22 protein-coding genes are annotated in these 22,924 nt (G+C 45.0%); 12 read left to right on the top strand and 10 right to left on the bottom strand.

The features are described from left to right. The first annotated feature begins 31 nt into the window (after positions 1 to 31). From ACO0KW_RS06295 to ACO0KW_RS06260, 8 genes are all read left to right on the top strand, one after another. Positions 32 to 562, top strand: coding sequence for a protein YgfX (locus ACO0KW_RS06295; RefSeq protein WP_423051693.1), 531 nt, complete (start codon positions 32 to 34; stop codon positions 560 to 562). Positions 563 to 644: 82 nt separating this feature from the next. Then, positions 645 to 1,247 (top strand): RNA polymerase sigma factor RpoE, encoded by a 603-nt coding sequence (rpoE, locus tag ACO0KW_RS06290; RefSeq protein ID WP_423051691.1) that lies wholly within the window; start codon positions 645 to 647, stop codon positions 1,245 to 1,247. A 59-nt stretch (positions 1,248 to 1,306) separates the two neighbouring features. Continuing rightward, the gene (locus ACO0KW_RS06285) at positions 1,307 to 1,987 is read left to right on the top strand and encodes a sigma-E factor negative regulatory protein (RefSeq protein ID WP_423051689.1); all 681 of its coding nucleotides are present in this window, start codon (positions 1,307 to 1,309) and stop codon (positions 1,985 to 1,987) included. 4 nt (positions 1,988 to 1,991) lie between these two features. After that, positions 1,992 to 2,993 carry a MucB/RseB C-terminal domain-containing protein gene (locus ACO0KW_RS06280; protein ID WP_423051687.1) on the top strand — a complete coding sequence of 334 codons (1,002 nt, stop codon included), beginning with the start codon at positions 1,992 to 1,994 and terminating at the stop codon, positions 2,991 to 2,993. Between the two features lie 30 nt (positions 2,994 to 3,023). Beyond that, positions 3,024 to 4,562 carry a DegQ family serine endoprotease gene (locus ACO0KW_RS06275; RefSeq protein ID WP_423051685.1) on the top strand — a complete coding sequence of 513 codons (1,539 nt, stop codon included), beginning with the start codon at positions 3,024 to 3,026 and terminating at the stop codon, positions 4,560 to 4,562. 137 nt (positions 4,563 to 4,699) lie between these two features. After that, entirely contained in the window at positions 4,700 to 4,987 is a 288-nt protein-coding gene (locus ACO0KW_RS06270) for a glutaredoxin family protein (protein ID WP_423051683.1), read from the top strand. Continuing rightward, a complete protein-coding gene (gene rnhB / locus ACO0KW_RS06265; protein WP_423051681.1) occupies positions 4,980 to 5,624 on the top strand; it encodes a ribonuclease HII in 645 nt (214 codons plus the stop codon). Before ACO0KW_RS06270 ends, rnhB begins: the two co-directional genes overlap by 8 nt. A gap of 2 nt (positions 5,625 to 5,626) precedes the next feature. Continuing rightward, complete coding sequence (locus ACO0KW_RS06260; RefSeq protein WP_423051679.1) at positions 5,627 to 6,424, top strand: TrmH family RNA methyltransferase; 798 nt, start codon at positions 5,627 to 5,629, stop codon at positions 6,422 to 6,424. Between the two features lie 77 nt (positions 6,425 to 6,501). On the opposite strand, the gene ppsR is transcribed toward ACO0KW_RS06260, so the two are convergent. Then, positions 6,502 to 7,347, bottom strand: a complete 846-nt coding sequence (gene ppsR / locus ACO0KW_RS06255) for a posphoenolpyruvate synthetase regulatory kinase/phosphorylase PpsR (RefSeq protein ID WP_423051677.1) — start codon at positions 7,345 to 7,347, stop codon at positions 6,502 to 6,504. Positions 7,348 to 7,642: 295 nt separating this feature from the next. On the opposite strand from ppsR, the gene ppsA reads away from it, so the two are divergent. Next, positions 7,643 to 10,072 carry a phosphoenolpyruvate synthase gene (gene ppsA / locus ACO0KW_RS06250; RefSeq protein ID WP_423051675.1) on the top strand — a complete coding sequence of 810 codons (2,430 nt, stop codon included), beginning with the start codon at positions 7,643 to 7,645 and terminating at the stop codon, positions 10,070 to 10,072. A 362-nt stretch (positions 10,073 to 10,434) separates the two neighbouring features. Here the strand turns inward: ppsA and ACO0KW_RS06245 are convergent, their stop codons facing one another. After that, a complete protein-coding gene (locus tag ACO0KW_RS06245; protein ID WP_423051673.1) occupies positions 10,435 to 10,782 on the bottom strand; it encodes a hypothetical protein in 348 nt (115 codons plus the stop codon). Positions 10,783 to 11,391: 609 nt separating this feature from the next. On the opposite strand from ACO0KW_RS06245, the gene ACO0KW_RS06240 reads away from it, so the two are divergent. The 3 genes from ACO0KW_RS06240 (at position 11,392) to ACO0KW_RS06230 (ending at position 13,992) form a co-directional block, all read left to right on the top strand. Beyond that, positions 11,392 to 11,826, top strand: coding sequence for an NfeD family protein (locus ACO0KW_RS06240; RefSeq protein ID WP_422994928.1), 435 nt, complete (start codon positions 11,392 to 11,394; stop codon positions 11,824 to 11,826). A gap of 57 nt (positions 11,827 to 11,883) precedes the next feature. Further along, positions 11,884 to 12,801: an SPFH domain-containing protein gene (locus tag ACO0KW_RS06235; protein ID WP_186920661.1), complete on the top strand. Its 918-nt coding sequence runs from the start codon at positions 11,884 to 11,886 to the stop codon at positions 12,799 to 12,801. A 384-nt stretch (positions 12,802 to 13,185) separates the two neighbouring features. Continuing rightward, on the top strand, positions 13,186 to 13,992 hold the full coding sequence (locus tag ACO0KW_RS06230) for a DNA ligase (RefSeq protein ID WP_423051671.1): 807 nt from the start codon (positions 13,186 to 13,188) through the stop codon (positions 13,990 to 13,992). A 20-nt stretch (positions 13,993 to 14,012) separates the two neighbouring features. On the opposite strand, the gene ACO0KW_RS06225 is transcribed toward ACO0KW_RS06230, so the two are convergent. The 8 genes from ACO0KW_RS06225 to dapC form a co-directional block, all read right to left on the bottom strand. Continuing rightward, positions 14,013 to 14,708 (bottom strand): substrate-binding periplasmic protein, encoded by a 696-nt coding sequence (locus tag ACO0KW_RS06225; protein WP_423051669.1) that lies wholly within the window; start codon positions 14,706 to 14,708, stop codon positions 14,013 to 14,015. A 234-nt stretch (positions 14,709 to 14,942) separates the two neighbouring features. Beyond that, a complete protein-coding gene (locus ACO0KW_RS06220) occupies positions 14,943 to 16,943 on the bottom strand; it encodes an ATP-binding cassette domain-containing protein (RefSeq protein WP_423051667.1) in 2,001 nt (666 codons plus the stop codon). A gap of 137 nt (positions 16,944 to 17,080) precedes the next feature. Further along, on the bottom strand, positions 17,081 to 17,983 hold the full coding sequence (gene prmB / locus ACO0KW_RS06215; RefSeq protein WP_423051665.1) for a 50S ribosomal protein L3 N(5)-glutamine methyltransferase: 903 nt from the start codon (positions 17,981 to 17,983) through the stop codon (positions 17,081 to 17,083). Position 17,984: 1 nt separating this feature from the next. Further along, positions 17,985 to 19,121, bottom strand: a complete 1,137-nt coding sequence (dapE, locus tag ACO0KW_RS06210; RefSeq protein ID WP_423051663.1) for a succinyl-diaminopimelate desuccinylase — start codon at positions 19,119 to 19,121, stop codon at positions 17,985 to 17,987. 6 nt (positions 19,122 to 19,127) lie between these two features. Continuing rightward, a complete protein-coding gene (locus ACO0KW_RS06205) occupies positions 19,128 to 19,508 on the bottom strand; it encodes an arsenate reductase (RefSeq protein WP_423051661.1) in 381 nt (126 codons plus the stop codon). Positions 19,509 to 19,510: 2 nt separating this feature from the next. Next, a complete protein-coding gene (locus tag ACO0KW_RS06200) occupies positions 19,511 to 20,650 on the bottom strand; it encodes a PilT/PilU family type 4a pilus ATPase (protein WP_423051659.1) in 1,140 nt (379 codons plus the stop codon). A gap of 77 nt (positions 20,651 to 20,727) precedes the next feature. Further along, positions 20,728 to 21,555, bottom strand: coding sequence for a 2,3,4,5-tetrahydropyridine-2,6-dicarboxylate N-succinyltransferase (dapD, locus tag ACO0KW_RS06195; RefSeq protein WP_423051657.1), 828 nt, complete (start codon positions 21,553 to 21,555; stop codon positions 20,728 to 20,730). Between the two features lie 61 nt (positions 21,556 to 21,616). Beyond that, positions 21,617 to 22,846, bottom strand: a complete 1,230-nt coding sequence (dapC, locus tag ACO0KW_RS06190; protein ID WP_423051655.1) for a succinyldiaminopimelate transaminase — start codon at positions 22,844 to 22,846, stop codon at positions 21,617 to 21,619. Between the last annotated feature and the right edge of the window lie 78 nt (positions 22,847 to 22,924).

Raw genomic sequence — 22,924 nt, 5'->3', positions numbered from 1 at the left:
TGGATCGTATTAAAAAAACACCACATAATGTATGTGGTGTTTTTTTTTTGCGAACGGAACTTCTATGCGCTTGGCTATGACAGTGTTGGTTAAGTCATCACAGAGACTAAAGTTATATTTGTTGTGGATATTGGGTCTGGTTTATTGTGGATCGTCGTATGTGGGAATGATGCAGCATAAAAAATTTGGTTTTTATGGCTGGATGATAGTTGTCATAAGTTTGCTTTGGGTGGTGCGATTGATTCGAGGTCAATTGGCTGATACGGTTTCCTATAAATTAGAGATTGATGATGAAGGGCGTATGGTTTTGCACGATATGCATTTAACTTTAAATGAACAAGACTCTTACGCTATTTCCATAGATTCTCCCATATTGGTATGGTCCCAATTGATACTGCTGCACGTTCGTGATGAGTCCGGGATTCGGCGCCGCTTATTGATTTTTCGTGATGCTGTGAGTGCTGATGAATTTCGTCGATTGAGAGTCGCTTTGACATATCTGTCTCAGAGACGGCAGAGGTCTTTGATTGATCCGAATCAAATGTCTGAAGGGAACTTTTAATGCTTGTTAAAGTCAAACGACTAGTTACAATAAATCTCTAAACAAAAAATAAATAAGAACTCGGCAAAATGGGAATGTTTGTGTGACAAACGAGCGCGATATAGATCAACTATTAGTTGAGCGCGTTCAGCGTGGTGATAAAAAGGCGTTCGAGCTTCTGGTTTCTAAATATCAAAGGAAACTATATAGGCTTGTGTCTAGGCTCGTCCACGATCATGCAGAGGCAGAAGATGTGGTGCAGGAAGCGTTTATTAAGGCATATCGCGCTTTGGCGAATTTTCGAGGCGACTCAGCATTTTATACGTGGCTATATCGGATAGGAATTAATACAGCTAAAAACTATCTCGTGACTCAGGGGCGGCGTGCACCTACATCAACGGACGCGGATGTCTCAGAGGCGGAAACTTTTCATGACGCTGATGGACTAAGAGATATCAATACGCCAGAGTCTTTGTTGGCAAGCAAACAGATAGCAGCAACTGTAAATGCTGTAATGTTGTCTTTGCCAGAAGAGTTGCGCAATGCGATTACTTTGCGTGAGATAGAAGGACTAAGTTATGACGAAATTGCTGAAGTCATGCTATGTCCAATCGGAACAGTGCGTAGCCGGATATTCAGGGCACGCGAGGCAATTGCTGAAAAACTGAGGCCTTTGATTGGCACATCGATTGATCAGCGATGGTAGAAAAAATTGAATGTGAATGATCATAGTATAAAAAATAAATGAAGTTGAACCGGGAAGAAATGATGAACAAGAGTAACCATGACGAACTTATTTCTAGCTTGCTAGACAGCGAGCTTTCGGATGCTCAGCTAGATACAATGTTGGATCGTTTGAAGGGGCAAGATGGTCAACAGATAATGCAAACCTGGACTGAATATCATGAGCTTGGTGATGTGTTGCGGTCTGATGATTTAGCCGTGACGCTTAGTCCGAGTTTTTCTGCAAAAATGTCTGCTTTGTTAGATGCTGAACCAGTCCTTCTGGCACCGCAAAAAAACACGCTAAATAACAAAAAAAATGCCGTAAACAAATCTGCCTATTGGGCAGTAACGAGTGTTGCTGCGACTGTAATGCTGGCTTTTTTGATGGCGCCGCAAATCATTCCTTTGCTGAAATCTCCAGGTAACATGGAGGGCACTATGGCGAAAGTTGAATCGACTGATCCATTCTCCGCAGCTGGTGTAAAGTTGGCGTCCAATTCCGCTGCTTCGACTAGTGCTTCGGCTTCTGGCTCTGCGGTTGCTCATCTTAATAAGGATGCTGAGTTTGCCCCTAAATTGGAAAATCAGGTCGAAATGCTGCGTGATCCGCGCTTGGATAGCTATTTATTAGCGCATCAAAAAGTGTCACCAAGCTTAGATAATAGTGCGCGCTACGTTCAGCGTGCCAATGTTGTTTCTCCTACTGAATCCAATAAATAATCTTATGTGGTTTAAACACGTTTTCTTAGTCTTGTTTTCTTTGGCTCTGGTGTCAACATCGGGCAATGTCGATGCACAGGTTAATGAAGATCGTGAGCTCCAAAAAATGTTGCAATCAGTACAGAACGCCGCCAAGAAAACGAGTTACTCAGGGACTTTTGTTTATCAACAGGGAAACCAAACCAAGACATCTAAAATTACCCATGGTTTTGACGGCGACACTGAAGTCGAAAAACTTGAAATCTTGGATGCGAAACCACGTGAGTATATTCGTCGCAACGGCGAAGTTTCATGTTACCTGCCCGAGAGTAAAGTCATTCAAGTTGAACAGAATTTGAGTCAGGAAGAATTTCCTGCTTTACTCAATCAAAACGCACATTTATTGCCTGAGTCTTATTTAATCAAAAAGGCGCAAATGAGTCGTGTTGCAGGTACTGAGTGTCAGGTCTTAAGCTTTCAACCCAAAGACGCATTGCGCTATGGATTTCGCCTTTGTGTGGAAAAAAACTCAGGGCTCTTGCTGGGAATTCAAACATTGAATCCGCGCAATGAAGTGATTGAGCAAATCGCATTTACGCAGATTTCACTTGGTGATGTTGATAAGGCGAAGCTGAAGCCGAGTTTTGCCAATATCTCGCAGTGGAAAATTGAGAACATGACGGTGCAAGCGAATGTGCATTCTGGTTGGACAGTCAAAAATTTGCCAAATGGGTTCAAAAAGACTCTTGAAACTAAACGATTCATTCCTATCTCAGGCAATGCATCGGGCACAGATGCAAATCAAACTAAATCACATCAAGTCGTTCAAATGATGTTCTCAGATGGATTGTCAACAATTTCGGTTTTTGTAGAACCCAATACCGGTAGTCGGACTGAGGGCAGCTTGCAGCAGGGGGCAATGACTATCATGGGAAAACGGCTTGGTGATAATTGGTTGACGGTGGTTGGAGAAGTGCCAAATGCGGCAATTAAACAAGTAATCAATTCAATTCAATTTAAAAAATAGTCCAACACAATTCAGATTCATGGTGACAATATGAAAAAAGGTCGATCATTTCCGGTTGAAAAACATATTTCTATTCTTATCTCATCAGTATTAATCAGCGCATCGGTATTTTCAGCAGTGAGCCTTTTTGGCACGGCAAATAACGCGAATGCCCAAGCGTCTTCATCCGCGCAATCTAATCCGGTAACAACAGTCGCCCCACAAGCTCCCTTACTGGTGAGTGGCTTACCTGATTTTACGCAATTGGTCGAAAAAACTAGTTCTGCTGTCGTAAATATTCGTACCACACAAAAAATCACGCAGGTTCAAGGTGATCCTTTTAACGAAGATGAGCAGGCACAAGAGCTTTTCCGCCGTTTTTTTGGCATCCCAGCGCCGCAACAAGCTCCAAAAAATCGTCGTCAAGTACCTCGACCACAAGAGCAAGAAGTGCCACGTGGCGTCGGCTCAGGTTTCATCGTCAGTCAGGATGGGTATGTCCTGACGAATGCGCACGTCGTTGAAGATGCGTCTGAAGTGGTTGTGAAGCTCACTGATAAGCGTGAATTTAAGGCCAAGGTCATTGGAAGTGATCGACGCACTGATGTCGCAGTATTAAAGATCGAAGGCAACAAGTTACCGAAAATCGCTATTGGCGACTCCGATAAAATCAAGGCGGGTGAATGGGTCATTGCCATAGGTTCACCGTTTAATCTCGATAATACGGTCACCTCAGGAATTATTTCATCCAAAGCTCGCGACACTGGTGACTATCTACCATTGATACAGACTGATGTGGCGGTGAATCCTGGTAATTCGGGTGGACCGTTGATCAATATGCGGGGCGAAGTGATTGGTATTAATTCCCAAATTTATAGCCGCTCCGGTGGCTATATGGGTATTTCTTTTGCTATACCCATCGATGAAGCCATGCGTGTGGTGGAGCAATTAAAGAGCTCTGGCGTGGTGTCTCGCGGTCGTATGGGCGTCGAAATTGGTGATTTGAGCAAAGAAGTTGCAGAAAGCCTGGGATTAAGCAAGGCGCAAGGAGCTCTCGTTGCACGAGTTGAAACGAGCGGTCCCGCAGACAAAGCAGGCATACAGGAAGGGGATGTGATCCTTAAATTTAACGGTAATGCTATCGAGAAGCGCAGCGATCTACCGCGTATGGTTGGTGCAACCAAGCCTGGCAGTAAAGCCATCGTTTCAGTGTGGCGTAAAGGTTCTGCTAAAGACATTACGATGACGGTTGGTGAAGCAGATGCTGATAAGCCAATTCAGAAAAATGACAAGAAGATTAAAAAAGAGAAGGTAGAAAACCATCTCGGAGTTACTGTGTCTGATCTGAACGATGCCCAAAAACGCGGTATGCCCAATGGTAATGGTGTCGTGATTGACAGCGTTGATGGATTAGCCGCTGGCAGTGGCTTACGTCCTGGCGACATTATTTTGATGATGAACAATGTCGATATTAAAGATGCAAAGCAATTTGATGCAATGTTAGCGAAGTTAGACATAAAAAAATCAGTGGTCTTATTGGTGCGTCGTGGCGAGGCATCCCAGTTCTTGGTGATTCGTCCTGCCGGGTAGTCTTTCTGTAAAAAGAAGTAACTAAGGTCGCATAAGGCAACTTGTGCGGCCTTGTCTATTGTGAGAATTCAATTTAAAAGCAGTTCAGAGGCGATATAATCACGGCATTCTCAATTCGTTGCAATTTTTACCCCCATATGTCTGAAATCTCTAGCAATCCTGCAGTTAAATTCACGCTCTATTCGCGCACATACTGCCACTTGTGTGACGACATGCTGGAACAGCTCAAGGCCTATTTGAATGATACAACCATTATTATTGATGTGCTTGATGTCGACGCTGATGAAACTTTGGTCGCCAGATTTGATGAGTTGGTACCTGTTTTATTTGGTCAAAAAGGTGGATCAGACGGTGGACAAAAAGCGCAGCAGATTTGTCACTATTTTTTGGATATGGAAAAACTGAAAGCCTTCTTGCATGACTAAAAAATCCAAAGAAAAAGCTGATCCGACACAAGAAAATTTGTCCTTATTTGCTCTGTACGATTACCAAGACGAGGTGATTTGTGGCGTTGATGAGGCTGGGCGCGGCCCGTTAGCTGGACCGGTCACTGCTGCGGCAGTAATACTTGATCCGGCGCGTCCAATCACAGGTTTAAGAGATTCCAAGAAACTGAGTGAAGCACAACGGGATGCATTAGCGATTGAGATCAAAGAAAAGGCATTGGCGTGGGCAATTGCGGAATGCTCAGAGCAAGAAATAGATACTTTAAATATTCTGCAGGCAACCATGCTGGCCATGCGCCGTGCGGTAGAAGCATTGAAAGTAACGCCGACCTTAGCCTTGATCGATGGTAATCGTTGTCCGGTGATGACAGTGCGCTCTGAAGCGATCATTAAAGGAGACGATAAAGTTCCCGCAATTTCTGCTGCGTCAATTTTAGCAAAAACGGCGCGCGATTATTTATTGGCGCAGTTGCACTTGCAGTACCCAGAGTACGCCTTAGATCAACACAAAGGCTATCCCACTGCATTGCATTTAGAGCGGCTCAAACAGTACGGTGTATCGCCGATTCATCGAAAATCTTATGCGCCCGTGAAAGCGCTTTTGAAAGGCCTGTGACTATGAAACAAATTAGTTCACGCGATAACGCCTTATATAAAGAACTCAAACATTTAGCCGGAAGTGCTAGCGCAAGAAAAAAAGCGGCGAAGACCATGCTTGATGGTGTACATCTTTGCCAAGCATTTTTGCAGCATCGCGGCGCGCCTGAGTTATGTGTCGTTTCTGCGAGTTGTGTGGATCATCATGAAGTCGCGCACATACTTGCTTTATGTGAAGAAGACGGTCTGGATTGTATCGTATTGCCTGATAACTTATATCAGGCTTTAAGCCAAGTTGAGAATGGCGTTGGTATCCTTTTTGTGATTGCCGCGAATCAGGAACAAGCGCCGCTTCAATTAAGCGTGAATACGGTGTTGCTTGATAATTTACAAGACCCGGGCAATCTCGGCTCGATTTTGCGCAGCGCTGCTGGCGCAGGAATTCGGCAAGTATTTTGCAGCACCGGTAGTGCTTCAGCATGGTCACCGAAAGTCTTGCGAGCGGGTATGGGTGCGCATTTTTTATTAGATATTTTTGAAGCTGTCGATTTACATGCCTTGATTAGCGCGTCGAGTATTCCGGTGTTGGCCACCAGTTCACATACCGAGACGACGATTTATCAAATGGATTTGAATCGTCCATTGGCTTGGTTATTCGGGCATGAAGGACAAGGTGTTGATCCAGAATTGATGGCGTTAGCGACTGACACAGTCACAATTCCACAGAAAGCCGAGATAGAATCTTTGAATGTGGCTGCGAGTGCCGCAATTTGTTTTTTTGAACAAGTCCGCCAACAGATTGCGGGTGGTTCAAAATAAACTTGCTGGATTTGGTCCTGACCATTTGCAGTAAAAAAAGCTTGAAGTAGCATTCGTTACTTCAGGCTTTCTTGTTTTTATAGACGAGAATCTGGCTTTACTTCTTGCAAAATCGTGGTGGCGATTTCTTCGATGGATTTTGCAGTGGAAGACAACCAGCGTATGCCTTCACGTTTCATCATCGCTTCTGCTTCATTGACCTCATAACGGCAGTTTTCCAACGACGCGTACTTGCTGCCTGGACGGCGTTCATTCCGGATTTCAGATAAGCGTTCTGGAGCAATGCTGAGACCGAATATTTTCCCCTTAAATTCTGGCAATGCAGACGGCAATTTGCCACGCTCAAAATCATCTGGAATTAAAGGATAGTTCGCCGCTTTAATGCCATATTGCATTGCCAAATACAGCGTGGTTGGTGTTTTACCCGAACGCGAGACGCCAACCAAAATCACATCGGCCAGCGATAAATTTTTATTTGATTGGCCATCGTCGTGCGCCAATGAAAAATTAATGGCCTCAATCCGATTTTTGTATTCTTCAGTATCCGCAATGTTGTGGCTGCGACCGACCGTATGTGTCGATTTAATACCGAGTTCTTCTTCCAAAGGTGCGACAAATGTTTGAATCAAATCCATGTGTAAACCCTTGGATTTAAAAATGACGCCAGCTAAATCTGGTTTCACCAAGGTGGAGAAGACAATGGGCCGATTACCGGTCAGTTCAAAGGCTTCATTGATACGCCTAACCGCATCTTCAGCTTTGTCAATATCATCGATAAACGGCAAGCGAACTTGCTTGAACTTGAGGTCAAATTGCGTGATAACGGAATGCCCAAATGCTTCCGCTGTGATGCCTGTTCCGTCAGAAACAAAGAAAACCGTGCGGTTAGCGGCGGGAACTACGGGCGAATGATGGTCTGGCATAGAGAATAGTTGTGAAATTTAGGTCAAATGAAGAGTGAAAATTGTACAGTAATTGATTGGGTAAATAAGGAATGTAGGGGAAAATGGACAAACTAAATATATCAAATTGAAAAGTCCATAAAATTTTTCTGGCAAATGTGATTTTTGCAGCGCACAAGGTAAAATGCTGATCAATATCACGTTGATGCTGGCAACAAAATAATAAATTAGCCCACATGACAACGAATCAATGCGCAGCCCTGGTTGTGCGGCGAAGCAGTGCGAAAGATTTCTTATCATCAAAAAAGAGGTTGTTATGTCTAACGCAGCAAATATCGAGGCAAACAGTGAATCTGTGTACGTTGCCTCGTTCGAAAACTTACGGATGACCGATGTTGATTCCGTAGGTGGTAAAAATGCTTCACTTGGCGAAATGATTAGCCAGCTTGCTTCTGCAGGCGTGCGTGTTCCGGGAGGTTTCGCCACCACGGCACAAGCATTTCGTGATTTCTTATCGCATAGTATCGATGGTGGTTTGCCTTTGGCGCAGCGCATTGCAGATCGTCTTGCCACTTTGGATATCGAAGACGTCAAGGAATTGGCGAGAGCCGGTGCGGAAATTCGTCAATGGATTATCGATACACCTTTCCAGCCACGTCTGCAAAAAGAAATCGAAGAGTTCTATAACAAGCTCGTTGCTGACTCGACCGCTGAAATGTCGTTCGCAGTACGTTCTTCTGCAACCGCTGAAGATTTGCCAGATGCGTCTTTCGCAGGTCAACAAGAAACTTTCCTCAATGTCGTTGGTATCGACAATGTATTAGAAGCGATGAAACATGTATTCGCATCTTTGTACAATGATCGTGCGATTTCGTATCGTGTACACAAAGGCTTCACGCATGCGGAAGTGGCCTTGTCCGCTGGTGTACAACGCATGGTGCGCTCGGATCTGGGCGCGGCTGGAGTGATGTTCACAATTGATACTGAGTCTGGTTTTAAAGACGTGGTGTTTATTACTTCCAGCTATGGCCTCGGCGAAACCGTGGTGCAAGGCGCAGTGAATCCGGATGAATTCTATGTACATAAACCGATGTTGGAATTGGGCAAATTGCCTGTGATCCGCCGTAACATCGGTTCCAAATTGATCAAGATGGAATTCACAGGCGAAGCCAAAGCGGGTCGTTCTGTGAAGACGGTCGATGTGCCTATCGAACTGCGTAACCGTTATTCTTTGAACGATACTGAAGTCGTTGAATTAGCGAAATATGCAGTGATTATTGAGAAGCACTACGGTCGTCCTATGGACATCGAGTGGGGTAAAGACGGTCGCGATGGCAAGCTCTACATTTTGCAAGCACGTCCAGAAACCGTGAAATCGCAGCAAAAAGCCACTGACGCACAACAACGTTTCAAACTGAAAGGCACGGGCGCAGTATTGGTGTCAGGTCGTGCAATTGGTCAAAAAATTGGCGCAGGTCGTGTGCGCGTGATTCACGATCCATCCGAAATGGAACGCGTGCAACCAGGTGATGTATTGGTCGCGGACATGACCGATCCTAACTGGGAACCGGTGATGAAACGTGCGGCAGCCATCGTTACTAATCGAGGCGGCCGAACTTGCCACGCGGCGATTATTGCGCGTGAACTTGGTGTGCCAGCGGTGGTTGGTTGTGGTGACGCCACTGACTTGCTAAAAGACGGCACACTCGTAACCGTATCTTGCGCCGAAGGTGACGAAGGTAAGATTTACGACGGTTTGATTGAAACCGAAGTTACTGAAGAAGTTCGTGGTGAATTGCCGAAGTTACCTCTAAAAATTATGCTGAACGTGGGTAATCCACAATTAGCATTTGATTTCCAATCGGTACCGAACGAAGGCGTGGGCTTGGCGCGTTTGGAATTCATCATCAATAACAATATCGGCGTACATCCAAAAGCAATTTTGGAATACCCAAATATTGATCCAGACTTGAAAAAAGCGGTCGAATCAGTGGCTCGTGGTCACGCATCGCCAAAAGCGTTTTACGTCGATAAATTAGCCGAAGGTGTAGCAACGATTGCCGCAGCTTTCTGGCCTAAAAAAGTTATCGTGCGCTTGTCTGATTTTAAATCCAATGAGTACAAAAAACTCATCGGTGGTACACGCTACGAACCGGACGAAGAAAATCCAATGTTGGGTTTCCGTGGGGCGGCACGTTATTTGGCCAGCGATTTCGCCGAATCTTTCGAGATGGAATGCACGGCTATGAAACGGGTGCGTAACGACATGGGTTTAACCAATGTCGAAATCATGGTGCCTTTCGTTCGTACTTTAGGTCAAGCAGAGAAAGTCGTGAATTTGCTAGGCCAAAATGGTTTAAAGCGCGGTGAAAATGGCTTGCGCTTGATCATGATGTGCGAAGTACCTTCGAATGCGATTCTGGCTGATGAATTCTTAGAATTCTTCGACGGTTTCTCTATCGGTTCCAATGATTTGACGCAATTAACTTTGGGCTTGGATCGAGACTCCGGCATGGAGCTGTTAGCCGCAGATTTCGATGAACGAGATCCAGCAGTCAAAGCGATGTTGTCACGTGCGATTTCTGCTTGCCTCAAAGCAGGCAAGTACGTCGGCATTTGCGGCCAAGGACCTTCAGATCATCCAGATTTTGCGGAATGGTTGATGCAAGAAGGTATAGAGTCAATTTCCCTCAATCCTGATTCTGTGATCGATACTTGGAAGCAATTAGCTGCCGTTGCTAAGTAAAATGTCGAGGTAAATTCTCGGTAAGTTCGAGCGCGAAGATTCAATGGGGTCTTCGCGCTTTTTTGTTAGATAAGAATGACGAGTGTGGTCTCCGTAGCGATTTCATCCTCGCCGTACTTGCGCTTAAAGTCTTTAAAGCCATGACGAGCATAGGCTACTTCGGCTTAGTGCACTACCGATTATGGTGTCATGTCCACTTCGTAACGCAGGCATTGCCAGGCGTCATTCGAATCTGGCTCATCAATGCAGAGTAGGTTGGTAGCAAGGCGAAAACCTAGCGCCCAGCATACCTACCTGATTATACTATTGGCCATAACCCCACAAAGCGCAAACCGGAACACCAAGGAATCTTCCCAAATCGTTCACGCCTTCTTAGGGGCATCGGCATGTCCTGCATTGGGCGATTTTTCCTTCCCTTCATCTGTTTTAGGGGTATGGAAAATTGAAAAGAATGAGTGGGTAAAAGCATCATGGATTTTTTCCATATCGCTGACCATCGTTTCCCATGAATCTTCAGAAGATGCTTTTAGTTCCTCGAGCTTGGCGATAGCGCCTTTGGATTTCAGCCGTAATTTACCCATCTCCTCCTTGTACGTTTGACGGGCTTCCTCCTTCGCCTCTTGGGCCTCAGATTCCAGATTATTCATCTTTTGATTCAACTTAACCAATTGAGCTTCCATTTTGGAGATGTATTCCGCTCTTTGCGACATAATGGTGTTCCTTTGCTGTGAGTGATGCATCATGTTACGTTGAAAGTTCGGCATGATCGGTACGGTAAGACACGCAGCTCTGTGACATTGACGTGCGATTGGAGTTGGCATCCAGCAACGCATTTTTATGTCAATCCACTAGGAAAATGATGATCCAGATATAGCAAGTAGCTTGAAATGGCCAAAGTTGTATTGCACCATCCGACTGTCGTTAGATCAACAGTGAGGCAGTTTAGTTGTCGATGTAAAAAAGCGATGGTTCGTTATATTCAAGTACTCTATGACGCAATATGCCTTCGGTAATTGACGGCGTACGAAAAGATTGCCGGCTACCGAGTTAAGGTGACAGCAAGCTAAGCCGTCGAGAGTAACCATTTGTTCTTGAACCAAGCGGGTGATTTAATAAAACGATTTCATCAACTCGTCATAATCGGCTTATACATTAAGCCCATCAAAATAAGAAAACGCTAAAATCAGTAATCCCTCAAATTACCTGCAAAAAAACCCTCCACATCGTCGATGTCGAGGGTTTTTTTGTTTGTGAAATACCGATGACAATTTGTTAGTTATCGGGCAGACTGTTGTAATTCTTAATAAGGAGAATAAGAAATGGAAGCTTGGATTTGGTGGTTAGTATTAGCCGGTGTGGTGGTGATTCTTGAGCTGTTCACCGGGACTTTTTATTTGTTGATGTTTGCCGTGGGCTTAGTCAGTGCGTCTATCGCGTCTTTGCTTATCGGCTCGGTGCAATTACAAATGTTGATTGCTGCAGTGATCGGTAGTGCAGCCACGATAGCGCTACATAATAGTAAATATGGTTGGAAGGAAAGAGGCGATACCGCACGTGATCCGAATGTGAATATCGATATCGGGCAGCAACTAAAAGTCGATGAATGGCAAGATCAAGGTAATGGTGTTTTCGTTGCCCGAACCAAGTATCGTGGCGCTATGTGGGATGTGGAGTCGCGTCATGCCAATGGAAGCTCGGGTCTATTTGTGATTGAGGCTGTAGAGGGTAGCCGCTTAATTGTGCGCCCCTGCTAATGAAAAGTCGTAAGTTCGTTTTGATAATGATCTAAACAAAATAATAAAGGAAATAAAATGGAAAATTCTAGCTTTGTCGTGATGGTGTTATTTGTCTTGGCCTTGGTTTTTATCATGAAGACGATCAAGGTCGTACCGCAACAAGATGCATGGGTGGTCGAGCGTCTCGGTAAGTATCATGCAACCCTGGGCCCAGGTCTGAATATCGTGGTGCCATTCGTCGATCGCGTCGCTTATAAGCATATCTTGAAAGAGATCCCGCTTGATGTGCCGCCACAAGTCTGTATCACCAAAGACAATACGCAATTGCAGGTGGACGGTATCTTATATTTTCAGATTACCGACGCGATGCGTGCTTCTTACGGTTCGTCAAATTACATTGCAGCAATCACGCAGTTGGCACAAACCACGCTGCGTTCAGTGATCGGTAAGATGGAATTGGATAAAACCTTCGAAGAGCGCGATCACATCAATACGACGATTGTGAATGCGATTGATGAGTCGGCAGCAAACTGGGGCGTGAAAGTACTGCGCTATGAGATTAAAGACTTGACGCCACCAAAAGAAATTTTGCACGCGATGCAAGCGCAGATCACAGCGGAACGTGAAAAACGTGCCTTGATCGCTGCTTCAGAAGGTCGTAAGCAAGAGCAAATCAATATCGCTACCGGTGAACGTGAGGCATCGATTGCAAAATCTGAGGGTGAAATGCAAGCCTCGATCAACCGTGCACAAGGTCAGGCTGGCGCGATTTTGGCAATTGCTGAAGCGAGTGCTGAAGCGATACGCCAAACTGCGGCGGCGATTCGTGAACCTGGTGGTGCGGATGCGGTGAATTTGAAAGTTGCTGAGCAATATGTCGCTGCGTTTGCGAATTTAGCGAAGACGAATAATTCCATCATCGTGCCTGCTAACATGAGCGATATGAGCGGCTTGATTGCGAGTGCGATGCAAGTGGTGAAAGCTCAGAAATAGTTCTCAATAATTGAAGTGTCAACAAATTAGTTCTAGTTCGAGTACAACAGTTAAAGATTCATGATCAACAAAACCACCGGCGTCTTCGTGAACGGTGGTTTTGTTTTTTTGCTACATAGTCAATCATTTAATTGTAATTTTATATAAATGTTTTTATACTTTTAGTCTTTCAATCACTTAAATGGTGCGGAGATGGAACAGTTTAAAAACGACTTGGAAACTGAATTTAGCGTTGCTTTTCCCCATGACCTGAACAGTGAGGGCAAAAAGCGTCGCCTGATTCTTTTCTGTTCGTTGTTCCCACTAAATTTCGTAGCAGTATCGGGTGGAGCTAAGTCACTTAAAACTGTTGAAAGGTCTGCGACCAGACCTGCAGATTTTTTGATGATTGAACAAAGTCATACCCACGACTTAGCCTTGGTTCTACCACAATCATTGAAAGATATTCGTCAACTCAGTGCGAATGTCGGTGATTATTTGATGAGTGAAAAATTGGATGGTGTGCGTGCCTATTGGGACGGTAAACAATTGTATTTTCGTAGTGGTCGCGTGATCAACGCGCCCGAGTGGTTCACGGAAAATTTTCCTGTCCATGCTATGGATGGCGAATTATGGATGGGGCGTGCGCAATTTGAACGTTTGTCTGGTGCAGTGAGGCGCCAACAAGCCGATGATGCAGAATGGCGAAAAATTCAATACTGCTTGTTCGAATACCCCTTGGCGAAAGGTGATTTTCGTCAGCGTTTGCAAGAATTGCACATTTTGGTGGAAAAATTGCATATCCCTTGGCTACGAGTGATACAGCAAGAGCCAGTAAATTCAGTAGAGCAAATCGAAGCAAAGCTCAGACAACTGACTTTGCAGAAGGCGGAAGGACTGGTTTTACATCTAGCTGGTGCACAATTTCAGGCGGGACGCAGCGAATTTGTTTATAAGTTAAAACCACAACATGATGCAGAAGCAAAAGTGATCGCTATACAAACTGGCCAAGGAAAGTATCTAGGCATGATGGGCGCCTTGCTATTGGAAACACCTGAGGGGAAACACTTTAAGCTTGGTACAGGGTTTGATGATGAACTTCGGCGAAATCCGCCACAGATTGGTACTATGGTGACTTATCGTTATCGCGATTGGACTGCCAATGGATTGCCAAAATTTGCCAGTTTTGTGCGTATATATCAAGCAGATTAAACTGGATAAAAGCGGAGAAATCAGTCAACCATATATTTTTTCTTAAGTGTATCAATTAGCCCCGATGCTTTTACTTTTTCAAATGCGTGACGGATTTTTGCGACGATCATAGGATCAGTTTTTTTGTTTATCGCAAAGTAAAATAGAAATTCATCATTCAAGACATACACCGCTTCCATGGCATCCTTAGAATACGGTAATTGACTCAGTTCATAGTTTGCTCCGCCATTGGTCGCAAGGATAAGATCAACGCGTTTGAAAAAAAGTTTTTTAACGTTCGATGCAGTGGTCGGTGCCTCGTCGATTTGATTGCGTGGGAACAGACCGCGCTCCGTGACTAATTTTAAACTGGATGTGTCACGTACTATGCTGACCTTGTATTTTTTTAGATCATCTATTCCCTTGATCTGAATATCCTTACGATCTCTTAGCTTAAACAACCAGAGTTTTCTGACGCCAATTGGTCCTATCCACTCAAATAGATCTTCACGCTCAGGTGTTCTCGTGGTTGTGTAAAGTATGGTGTTGGCTTCAATACTGGCGTGTTGATAGGCACGACTCCAGCTTAATGTCGTGTAGTTTGCCTCAATCTCTGCTTCATGCAAGACCGCTTTTAGTAATTCGGTGGAATAGCCGGTGAGCTTACCCTGATGCTCATAGCTGTAAGGTGGCCAAGATTGTGTATAAACCTGTAGTGTTTGAGCTTGAAGAGACATGCTTGGCGTTAAAAGCGATAACGCTAAGAATATTTGAGACAGTAGCAAGCAGGGTGCACGCATGTTGCTCTCAACGTCGATGAATAATGATGCTGTATGGTAATGCTGAAAGCCTAGGCTTGCAAGGATTGCGCCATTCTGCGCAACAAACAACAAAATAAGGGACTCTAGCCCCTCATTTTATTGTTTCTTATATTTGGATTTCTTTTAGATTAAATTAAGCTCATATTAAGCTCAAATAGCGGCTTCCAAAAACTCTTGTTGCTCTAGCCAATCTACTTCTAATTGATTCAGTTCTTTCACTACATATGCTTGATCCAATAAGAGATTTTTCAGTTTCTCTTTGTTGACATCATCATAGATGCCGCTATCTTCCAATTGTTTGCTGTATTCATCTTTCTTGACATTCAACTTAGCCATTTGCTCTTCCAAGCGCTTGATTCTGGTCTCGATTGGTTTGCGTAATGCGGTAATTCGCTGACGTTCTTCGGCGTCGCGACGCTTGCGTTCTCTTTCATCGATAGGTGCACTTGGTACCGGTTGCGCTTGTGGTAGTGCAGCGGCTTTCTCTTTGGATTTCACTGGAAGTGCTGCAGCGTTGGCTGCAGCAGCGGCTTGTTCTAACTTGGTTTTGTAGAGCCAGTCTTTGTAATCGTCGAGATCACCATCGAAAGGCAAGAGTTTGCCATCGGCAACGATGATGAATTGGTCAGTCGTGGCACGCAATAAATGCCGGTCATGCGATACAACTACTAGCGTGCCTTCGAACTGCGCTAAGGCTTCAGTTAAGGCTTCGCGCGTTTCTAAGTCAAGATGGTTGGTCGGTTCATCAAGCAGCAAGAGGTTAGGGCGCTGCCACACGATCATGGCGAGTGCTAAGCGTGCTTTCTCGCCGCCGGAGAACGGGGCGATCGGGCTGGTCACCATGCTGCCGGGGAAGTTAAAGCCGCCTAAGAAATTGCGCAATTCTTGTTCGCGTACATCGGGTGCGATATGCGCTAGATGCCAGAGCGGCGATTCGTCATGACGTAGCATTTCGACTTGATGCTGAGCGAAATAGCCTACCGACAAACCTTTGCCGGTGGTGATCGTGCCCGTCAGTGGCGGCAATTCGCCCATAATGGTTTTGATTAGGGTGGATTTACCTGCGCCATTAATCCCCAACAAACCGATGCGCTGACCGATTTGCAAAGAGAATTTCACATCGCTAACGATTTTCTTTTCAGTAAAACTATGGTCAGTCTGTGATTCCATGCGATAGCCGCAATCGACATCATCCATGACCAGCATAGGATTCGGTGCACTCAGTGGTTCACGGAATTCAAATGAGAACTCAGCAGCAGCACGTAAAGGCGCCAACTCTTCCATTTTTTCCAAAGCTTTGATACGACTCTGTGCTTGTTTAGCTTTTGATGCTTTTGCAGCAAAGCGATCAATGAACGATTGTAAATGAGCGCGTTTGCGGCTTTGTTTTTCGATTGAGCTTTGCGCAAGGATTAATTGCGCAGCGCGCTGACGCTCAAATGCTGAATAGTTACCTGAATAACGCTTGAGTTTACGCTCATCGATATGCACAACGACATTGACGACGCCATCTAAGAAATCTCTATCATGTGAAATGATGATCAGCGTGCCGGCATAACGTTTGAGCCAATCTTCCAGCCAGATAATTGCATCCAAATCCAAATGGTTGGTCGGTTCATCGAGCAATAAAAGATCTGACTTGCACATCAGTGCTTGCGCCAGATTAAGACGCATACGCCAGCCGCCGGAAAAATTGGCGACCGATTGTTCCATCTGACTTAGGGTGAAACCTAAACCCAATAATAATTGTTCGCCACGTGAACGTACGGTATAGGCATCAGCATCGGCCAACGCGCCATACACTTCACCGATCGCTATTCCATTGTCATGTGACTCGGGTTGCGCTTCGAGTTCCGCTAATTGTGCCTCGAGCTTACGTAATGTGACGTCACCATCAATCGCATAATCAATCGCGCTGCGGTCAAGTGCCGGCGTCTCTTGGGCGACATGAGCCAGTTGCCATTTGGCAGGAAATTCTATGCTGCCTTGGTCTGGATGCAGTTCACCACGTAGCATGGCAAACAGACTGGACTTGCCAGCGCCGTTGGAACCGATCAGGCCGATTTTGTCGCCTGGGTTGAGGGTGACATCGACGCTGTCGAAGAGAGGTTTGGTACCGCGGGCGAGGATGACCTGTTGAAGACGTATCATTATTGACTAACAAAAAAATGGAGAAGTAGTGAACTACAAAAATAAAAATGCTCAAAACGCTTTTTTTGGGCGTTTTGAGCGATAAAACGATTTACACAAAAAAGTCTGGCAATTTCTGATGCGATCTTTGATGTGATTTAATTAGCCTCTTGAAGCTGCTCAGCCGTCAGCATGAAAACCATATCGTCACCAGCGCTGGTCGATAGCCAAGTTAAACCAAATTCGGCAAACGCCTCTTCAGCGAATAGCCGTTCATTCCCAATCTCTACCATCAAAATGCCATTTGGTTTGAGGCGCGATGCTGCACCGGCTACAATTTTACGCACCAGATCCATACCATCGTCGCCACCAGCCAAAGCAATTTGCGGCTCATGCAGATATTCTTTCGGCAGCTTGCTCATGGAGCTAGAATTCACATAAGGCGGATTGGTGATAATCATGTCATAGAGCTTGTCCGGTACATTGCAATACAAGTCGGACTCAATCAAGGTGATGCGATCCTCGAGTTCGTAAGTAGCGACATTTTTTGCTGCGACTTCGAGAGCGTCTTTAGAAATATCGACGGTATCAACATGTGCGTTTTCAAAAGCATCGGCCAACATGATAGGCAAGCATCCAGAACCTGTGCAGAGTTCAAGAATATCGGTGACTTCTTCAGGATCTTGTACCCAAGGTGTGAAGCGTTCTGGAATTAATTCTGCGATGAATGACCGTGGCACGATGACGCGTTCATCAACGTAAAAATTATACGTGCCTAACCACGCTTCATTCGTAATGTAAGACGCCGGAATTCTATCGGTAGCACGACGTTCGATCACCGCAATCGCAGCATCGATTTCATGTGGTAACAGACGTGCATCTAGAAACGGCTCGATTTTATCGAGCGGCAATTTTAAAGTGTGCAGCAAAAGGTAAGCTGCTTCGTCTAAGGCATTCGCACTGCCATGACCAAAAAAAAGCTGTGCCGTGTTAAAGCGTGTCACCGCATAGCGCAAAAGATCGCGCAGTGTTTGGAACGGGAGAGTATTGGCGTTCGTCATATTAATTTTTGTCTAGTAAAAGATTCTCTAACGCGCGGCGGTAGATGTTTTTAAGTGGATCAATGTAGCGCAACTCGATATGCTCATCAATTTTATGGATGCTGCCATTCGGCGGTCCAAATTCGACTACTTGCGGACAGATTTTGGCGATGAAACGACCGTCTGAGGTGCCACCAGTAGTCGATAATTCTGTGATCACGCCGGTTTCATCTAAGATTGCTTTGGCGAGAGCATCACTTAAATTGCCTTTCGGCGTTAAGAAAGGATGGCCACCTATGGTCCACTTTAAGTCGTAATTGAGTTGGTGCTTATCGAGTATCTCATGCACACGTTGCTGCAAACCTTCAGCCGTGCTGGCCGTCGAAAAACGGAAATTAAAATCAATTACCATGTCACCCGGAATGACATTGGAAGCACCCGTGCCACCATGAATATTCGACATCTGCCATGAGGTCGGCAAGTAGTAGTCGTTGCCTTGGTCCCAAACTTCAGCCACCAATTCTGCCATTGCAGGTGCTGCTAAATGGATAGGATTTTTCGCGAGATGTGGATAGGCGATGTGGCCTTGTATGCCTTTGACCGTGAGCTTGCCAGACATGGTGCCGCGCCGGCCATTTTTAATCGTGTCACCAAGTACTTCACTTGAAGTTGGTTCACCTACGATGCAATAGTCAATTTGTTCTCCACGTTCTTTGAGGCGGTTACATACCACGACGGTGCCATCGGTAGCTGGGCCTTCTTCATCGCTGGTGATGAGAAAGGCGATCGACCCAGAATGATTGGGATGTGCCGCGACAAACTCTTCTGTCGCTACGACAAAGGCTGCAATCGAAGTTTTCATATCGGCCGCACCGCGGCCATACAATTTGCCATCTCGATGCGTAGGCGCAAATGGTTCTGATTGCCACTGTGTGACTGGACCAGTTGGTACGACATCCGTGTGCCCTGCGAAAACGACTAAAGGCTGGGTCGTGCCGCGACGTGCCCACAAATTCGTCACGTCACCCGATTGGATGGTTTCGCAAGTAAAGCCGAGTGGCTCTAATAAATTGATTAATGTATTTTGACAGCCTTTATCTTCTGGCGTAACAGAATCTAGGGCGATTAATTGCTCAGTAAGTGCGAGTGTTTTGCTCATGAAAACTTAGATTTCTTTAAAAATGGTTTGGTATTGTTGTTCATTGAAACCAACGCCAATATGCGTCAGTTTATCGCCATAAATTTGTAACACAGGACGCTTGATTAAGGATGGATTAGCCAGAATTAAGTTCATTGCGTCGACCGGATTGTCGGCACTTGATTTTTGTTCTTCTGAAAGTGCGCGCCAGCTCGTGCCTTTGCGATTAATCAATGTAGTAAAGTCGATTTTTTTCAGCCAGATTTCTACTTGCTCGACAGTTAGTCCATCTTTTTTGAAATTGTGAAATTCAAAAGAAATCGTTTGCTGCTCTAACCAAGTGCGTGCTTTTTTCACTGTGTCGCAATTGGGGATGCCAAATAAGGTGATGTTAGTTGATGCACTCATAATTACATGTTCAAATTGAATTCGGTAAATGTCGCTTCAGTATGTTGTTCTGGCTCAGGTTCTTCTTTTGCTTTTTGCGCCAGCGCGGTGTCATTGTTGAGCAACCACAATAAATTATTTGCAGAATCCGCATTCGCCAAGCCTTCTTCCTGCGTGATTAAGCCATCTTTAATCAATTGCAAGAGTGCGCGTTCAAATGTTTGTGAGCCAGGCGCCAGACTTTTCTCAATCGCTTCCTTAATTTGGAAAATATTGCCCTGTTCGATCAATTCGCCTACATAGCGTGTATTCAACATAATTTCGACGGCAGGGCAGCGACCGCCATTGACTGCTTTGATTAAGCGCTGTGAAATCACGGCCTTAATCGCCGAAGCCAGATCGAGCAGTAAGGCACTACGGTTTTCAATTGGGAAGAAACTGATAATCCGATTTAAAGCCTGGTAACTATTATTCGCATGCAGAGTCGCTACCACAAGATGACCAGACTGCGCATAAGCAATCGCTGCCATCATGGTTTCCAAATCGCGAATTTCACCAATTAAAATAACATCAGGTGCCTGGCGCAGTGAATTGCGCAAAGCCGTTTTCAAACTATCTGCATCCGTGCCAACTTCACGTTGATTTACGATAGATTTTTTACTTCTAAACAGATATTCGATCGGATCTTCTATCGTTAATATGTGCCCAGTTTTGGTTTCGTTTCGGTAGTCGAGCATGGACGCGATCGAAGTCGATTTGCCCGAGCCGGTCGCCCCAACAACTAAAATCAGGCCCCGTTTTTCCATGATCAACTCAGACAATACCGGTGGCAAATGTAGGGTCGAAATTGGTGGGATATTTCCAGGTACAAAACGAAATACCGCGGATGTCGATCCACGTTGTTTGAATGCAGATAGGCGGAAGCGACCAACTCCCGCCATGCCTATACCGATGTTGAGTTCATTTTCACGTTTGTATTGCGCGATTTGTTCTGTGGAGAGAACTTCCGCGAGCAAGGCCATAATATTATCTTCATCCATCTTTTGTTGATTGATGGGGAGGAGATTTCCATTGATCTTTAAATGTATCGGAGAATTGATCGCGAAAAACATATCTGACGCGTTTTTTTCCTTCATCAACTGAAACAAACGATCCATTGCCATGATAATTCCCCTATGAAGATAAAGCCTGTTGTTCTAAATTAAGACTTTGCTTGATGTTGTGATCTAAACCTGCAGAATTAAGCGCCGCGCAATAACTCATTGATGCTGGTTTTGGAGCGAGTCTGTGCATCGACACGCTTAACAATGACCGCGCAATACAAACTATATTTTCCACATGCTGATGGTAAATTGCCGGAAACCACGACAGAACCTGCGGGAATACGACCATAAGTCACTTCACCAGTCGCACGGTCATAAATCTTAGTCGATTGACCGATATACACACCCATAGAAATGACCGAATTTTCTTCTACGATCACGCCTTCAACGACTTCTGAACGCGCGCCGATGAAGCAATTGTCTTCAATGATGGTTGGATTTGCTTGCATAGGCTCTAACACGCCGCCGATACCAACACCACCAGATAAATGTACGTTCTTACCAATCTGCGCGCAAGAGCCGACTGTTGCCCAAGTGTCGACCATTGCACCCTCATCTACATACGCGCCGATGTTGACATAAGAAGGCATCAACACCACGTTCTTGCCGATGAAACTACCGCGACGTGCGACTGCTGGCGGTACGACACGAAAGCCACCTTTAACGAAATCTTCGGCGGTGTAATTGGCAAACTTCGTTGGTACCTTATCGAAAAATTGCATGTGTTCGCCGGAGGGCATCACGATATTGTCTTCCAAACGGAAAGACAGTAATACCGCTTTTTTCACCCATTGATTGACATGCCACGTCCCGTCAATTTTTTGCGCGACGCGTAAACTGCCGGAATCGAGTTGTTCCAATACATGCGCAACCGCTTCACGTAATTCTGCTGGCGCATTTTTTGGTGAAAAACTAGCGCGGTCTTCCCATGCTTGATCGATGATGCTTTGTAATTGCTGTGTCATGACGTTATTTATGTAAAGTGAAAGAGAGAAAAATGATGATGTAGATTTTTGTCTTATGCTATTAGATGGGCTTGCTTTGCATTAATTGTTTGGTGTAGTTAGCTATTCTCTGCGCAGCTTCCATACACTCCTCAACTTCAGCCACTAGGGCCATCCGAATACGATTGCTGCCAGGATTGATGCCGTGTGCTTCACGGGCTAAAAAACTTCCAGGCAAAACTGTCACATTATAGTCTCGGTAAAGACCTTGCGCGAACTCTGTGTCAGAGATTTGAATATGCTTATCAACGCCTGCCCAAAGGTAAAAAGCAGCATCAGGTAAGGCAACATCGAGGACTTCTTGTAGAACAGGGGTGACCTGAGCAAATTTCTTTACGTACAAAGCACGATTGTCGATGACGTGTTGTTCATCATTCCAGGCTGCGATCGACGCGGCTTGAATGCTAGGTGACATCGCGCCACCATGATAAGTGCGATAGAGTAAAAATTGTTTGATGATATCTGCATCACCGGCGACAAAACCAGAGCGCATGCCAGGAACATTTGAACGTTTGGAGAGACTCGATAAGGTGATTAACCGCGTGTAATCCTTGCGACCTAATGCGCGTGCCGCTGCTAAACTGCCTAACGGAGGTGTTTCACCGAAATAAATTTCGGAATAGCATTCGTCCGCCGCAATAACAAAATTATAGCGATCCGATAATTCAAATAATTCTTTCCAATCATTTAGCGTTAATACTGCACCAGTTGGATTGCCAGGTGAACAAACATACAGTAGTTGCGTACGCTGCCAGATGGATTCAGAAATTTGACTAAAATCAGGAGCGAAATTTTTTTCCGGATTTGCATTGGCAAAATAAGGCTCTGCGCCAGCCAAGTAGGCTGCACCTTCATAGATTTGGTAGAAAGGATTTGGGCAAATTACGACCGGTAATCCACCTTTATTCGTGGTCGGATCAATCACTGCCTGTGCCAATGAAAATAAGGCTTCACGTGATCCATTAACAGGCAAAATCTGCGTTGCGGCATCTAAGGCGGGAATGTCATAGCGTTGCGTTAACCAATTGCTGATCGCAACGCGCAATCCCTCTACGCCATTAGTCGATGGATAATTGGCTAAACCATTCAAATTTGCTATCAAGGCATCTTTAATCAATTGTGGCGTGGCATGTTTAGGTTCGCCAAGGCCAAGACTGATGGGGCTGTAATCAGGGTTCGGGATAATGCCAGCAAACAGACGTTTTAATTTTTCAAACGGATAGGCTTGTAATTTTTCTAAATTGGGATTCACGGAGAAATTCACTTAAAAAATACGAAAAAATGAGATGTAAAATTAAAACGATGAAAATGCGGCAAAGTAAATAAAAAT

The sequence above is a fragment of the Undibacterium sp. Ji22W genome (assembly GCF_049340305.1).
In the GTDB taxonomy this organism is placed as follows: domain Bacteria; phylum Pseudomonadota; class Gammaproteobacteria; order Burkholderiales; family Burkholderiaceae_D; genus Undibacterium.
Note: the sequence above shows the minus strand (reverse complement) of the source record. Positions and strands in the feature narration are given on the sequence as shown.

Excerpts from the sequence above, each read along its gene's own strand:
- ACO0KW_RS06295 (WP_423051693.1), top strand. The coding sequence starts at position 32 with ATGTGGTGTTTTTTTTTTGCGAACGGAACTTCTATGCGCTTGGCTATG.
- ACO0KW_RS06285 (WP_423051689.1), top strand. The coding sequence starts at position 1,307 with ATGATGAACAAGAGTAACCATGACGAACTTATTTCTAGCTTGCTAGAC.
- ACO0KW_RS06280 (WP_423051687.1), top strand. The coding sequence starts at position 1,992 with ATGTGGTTTAAACACGTTTTCTTAGTCTTGTTTTCTTTGGCTCTGGTG.
- ACO0KW_RS06275 (WP_423051685.1), top strand. The coding sequence starts at position 3,024 with ATGAAAAAAGGTCGATCATTTCCGGTTGAAAAACATATTTCTATTCTT.
- ACO0KW_RS06270 (WP_423051683.1), top strand. The coding sequence starts at position 4,700 with ATGTCTGAAATCTCTAGCAATCCTGCAGTTAAATTCACGCTCTATTCG.
- rnhB (WP_423051681.1), top strand. The coding sequence starts at position 4,980 with ATGACTAAAAAATCCAAAGAAAAAGCTGATCCGACACAAGAAAATTTG.
- ACO0KW_RS06260 (WP_423051679.1), top strand. The coding sequence starts at position 5,627 with ATGAAACAAATTAGTTCACGCGATAACGCCTTATATAAAGAACTCAAA.
- ppsR (WP_423051677.1), bottom strand. The coding sequence starts at position 7,347 with ATGCCAGACCATCATTCGCCCGTAGTTCCCGCCGCTAACCGCACGGTT.
- ppsA (WP_423051675.1), top strand. The coding sequence starts at position 7,643 with ATGTCTAACGCAGCAAATATCGAGGCAAACAGTGAATCTGTGTACGTT.
- ACO0KW_RS06245 (WP_423051673.1), bottom strand. The coding sequence starts at position 10,782 with ATGTCGCAAAGAGCGGAATACATCTCCAAAATGGAAGCTCAATTGGTT.
- ACO0KW_RS06240 (WP_422994928.1), top strand. The coding sequence starts at position 11,392 with ATGGAAGCTTGGATTTGGTGGTTAGTATTAGCCGGTGTGGTGGTGATT.
- ACO0KW_RS06235 (WP_186920661.1), top strand. The coding sequence starts at position 11,884 with ATGGAAAATTCTAGCTTTGTCGTGATGGTGTTATTTGTCTTGGCCTTG.
- ACO0KW_RS06230 (WP_423051671.1), top strand. The coding sequence starts at position 13,186 with ATGATTGAACAAAGTCATACCCACGACTTAGCCTTGGTTCTACCACAA.
- ACO0KW_RS06225 (WP_423051669.1), bottom strand. The coding sequence starts at position 14,708 with ATGTCTCTTCAAGCTCAAACACTACAGGTTTATACACAATCTTGGCCA.
- ACO0KW_RS06220 (WP_423051667.1), bottom strand. The coding sequence starts at position 16,943 with ATGATACGTCTTCAACAGGTCATCCTCGCCCGCGGTACCAAACCTCTC.
- prmB (WP_423051665.1), bottom strand. The coding sequence starts at position 17,983 with ATGACGAACGCCAATACTCTCCCGTTCCAAACACTGCGCGATCTTTTG.
- dapE (WP_423051663.1), bottom strand. The coding sequence starts at position 19,121 with ATGAGCAAAACACTCGCACTTACTGAGCAATTAATCGCCCTAGATTCT.
- ACO0KW_RS06205 (WP_423051661.1), bottom strand. The coding sequence starts at position 19,508 with ATGAGTGCATCAACTAACATCACCTTATTTGGCATCCCCAATTGCGAC.
- ACO0KW_RS06200 (WP_423051659.1), bottom strand. The coding sequence starts at position 20,650 with ATGGCAATGGATCGTTTGTTTCAGTTGATGAAGGAAAAAAACGCGTCA.
- dapD (WP_423051657.1), bottom strand. The coding sequence starts at position 21,555 with ATGACACAGCAATTACAAAGCATCATCGATCAAGCATGGGAAGACCGC.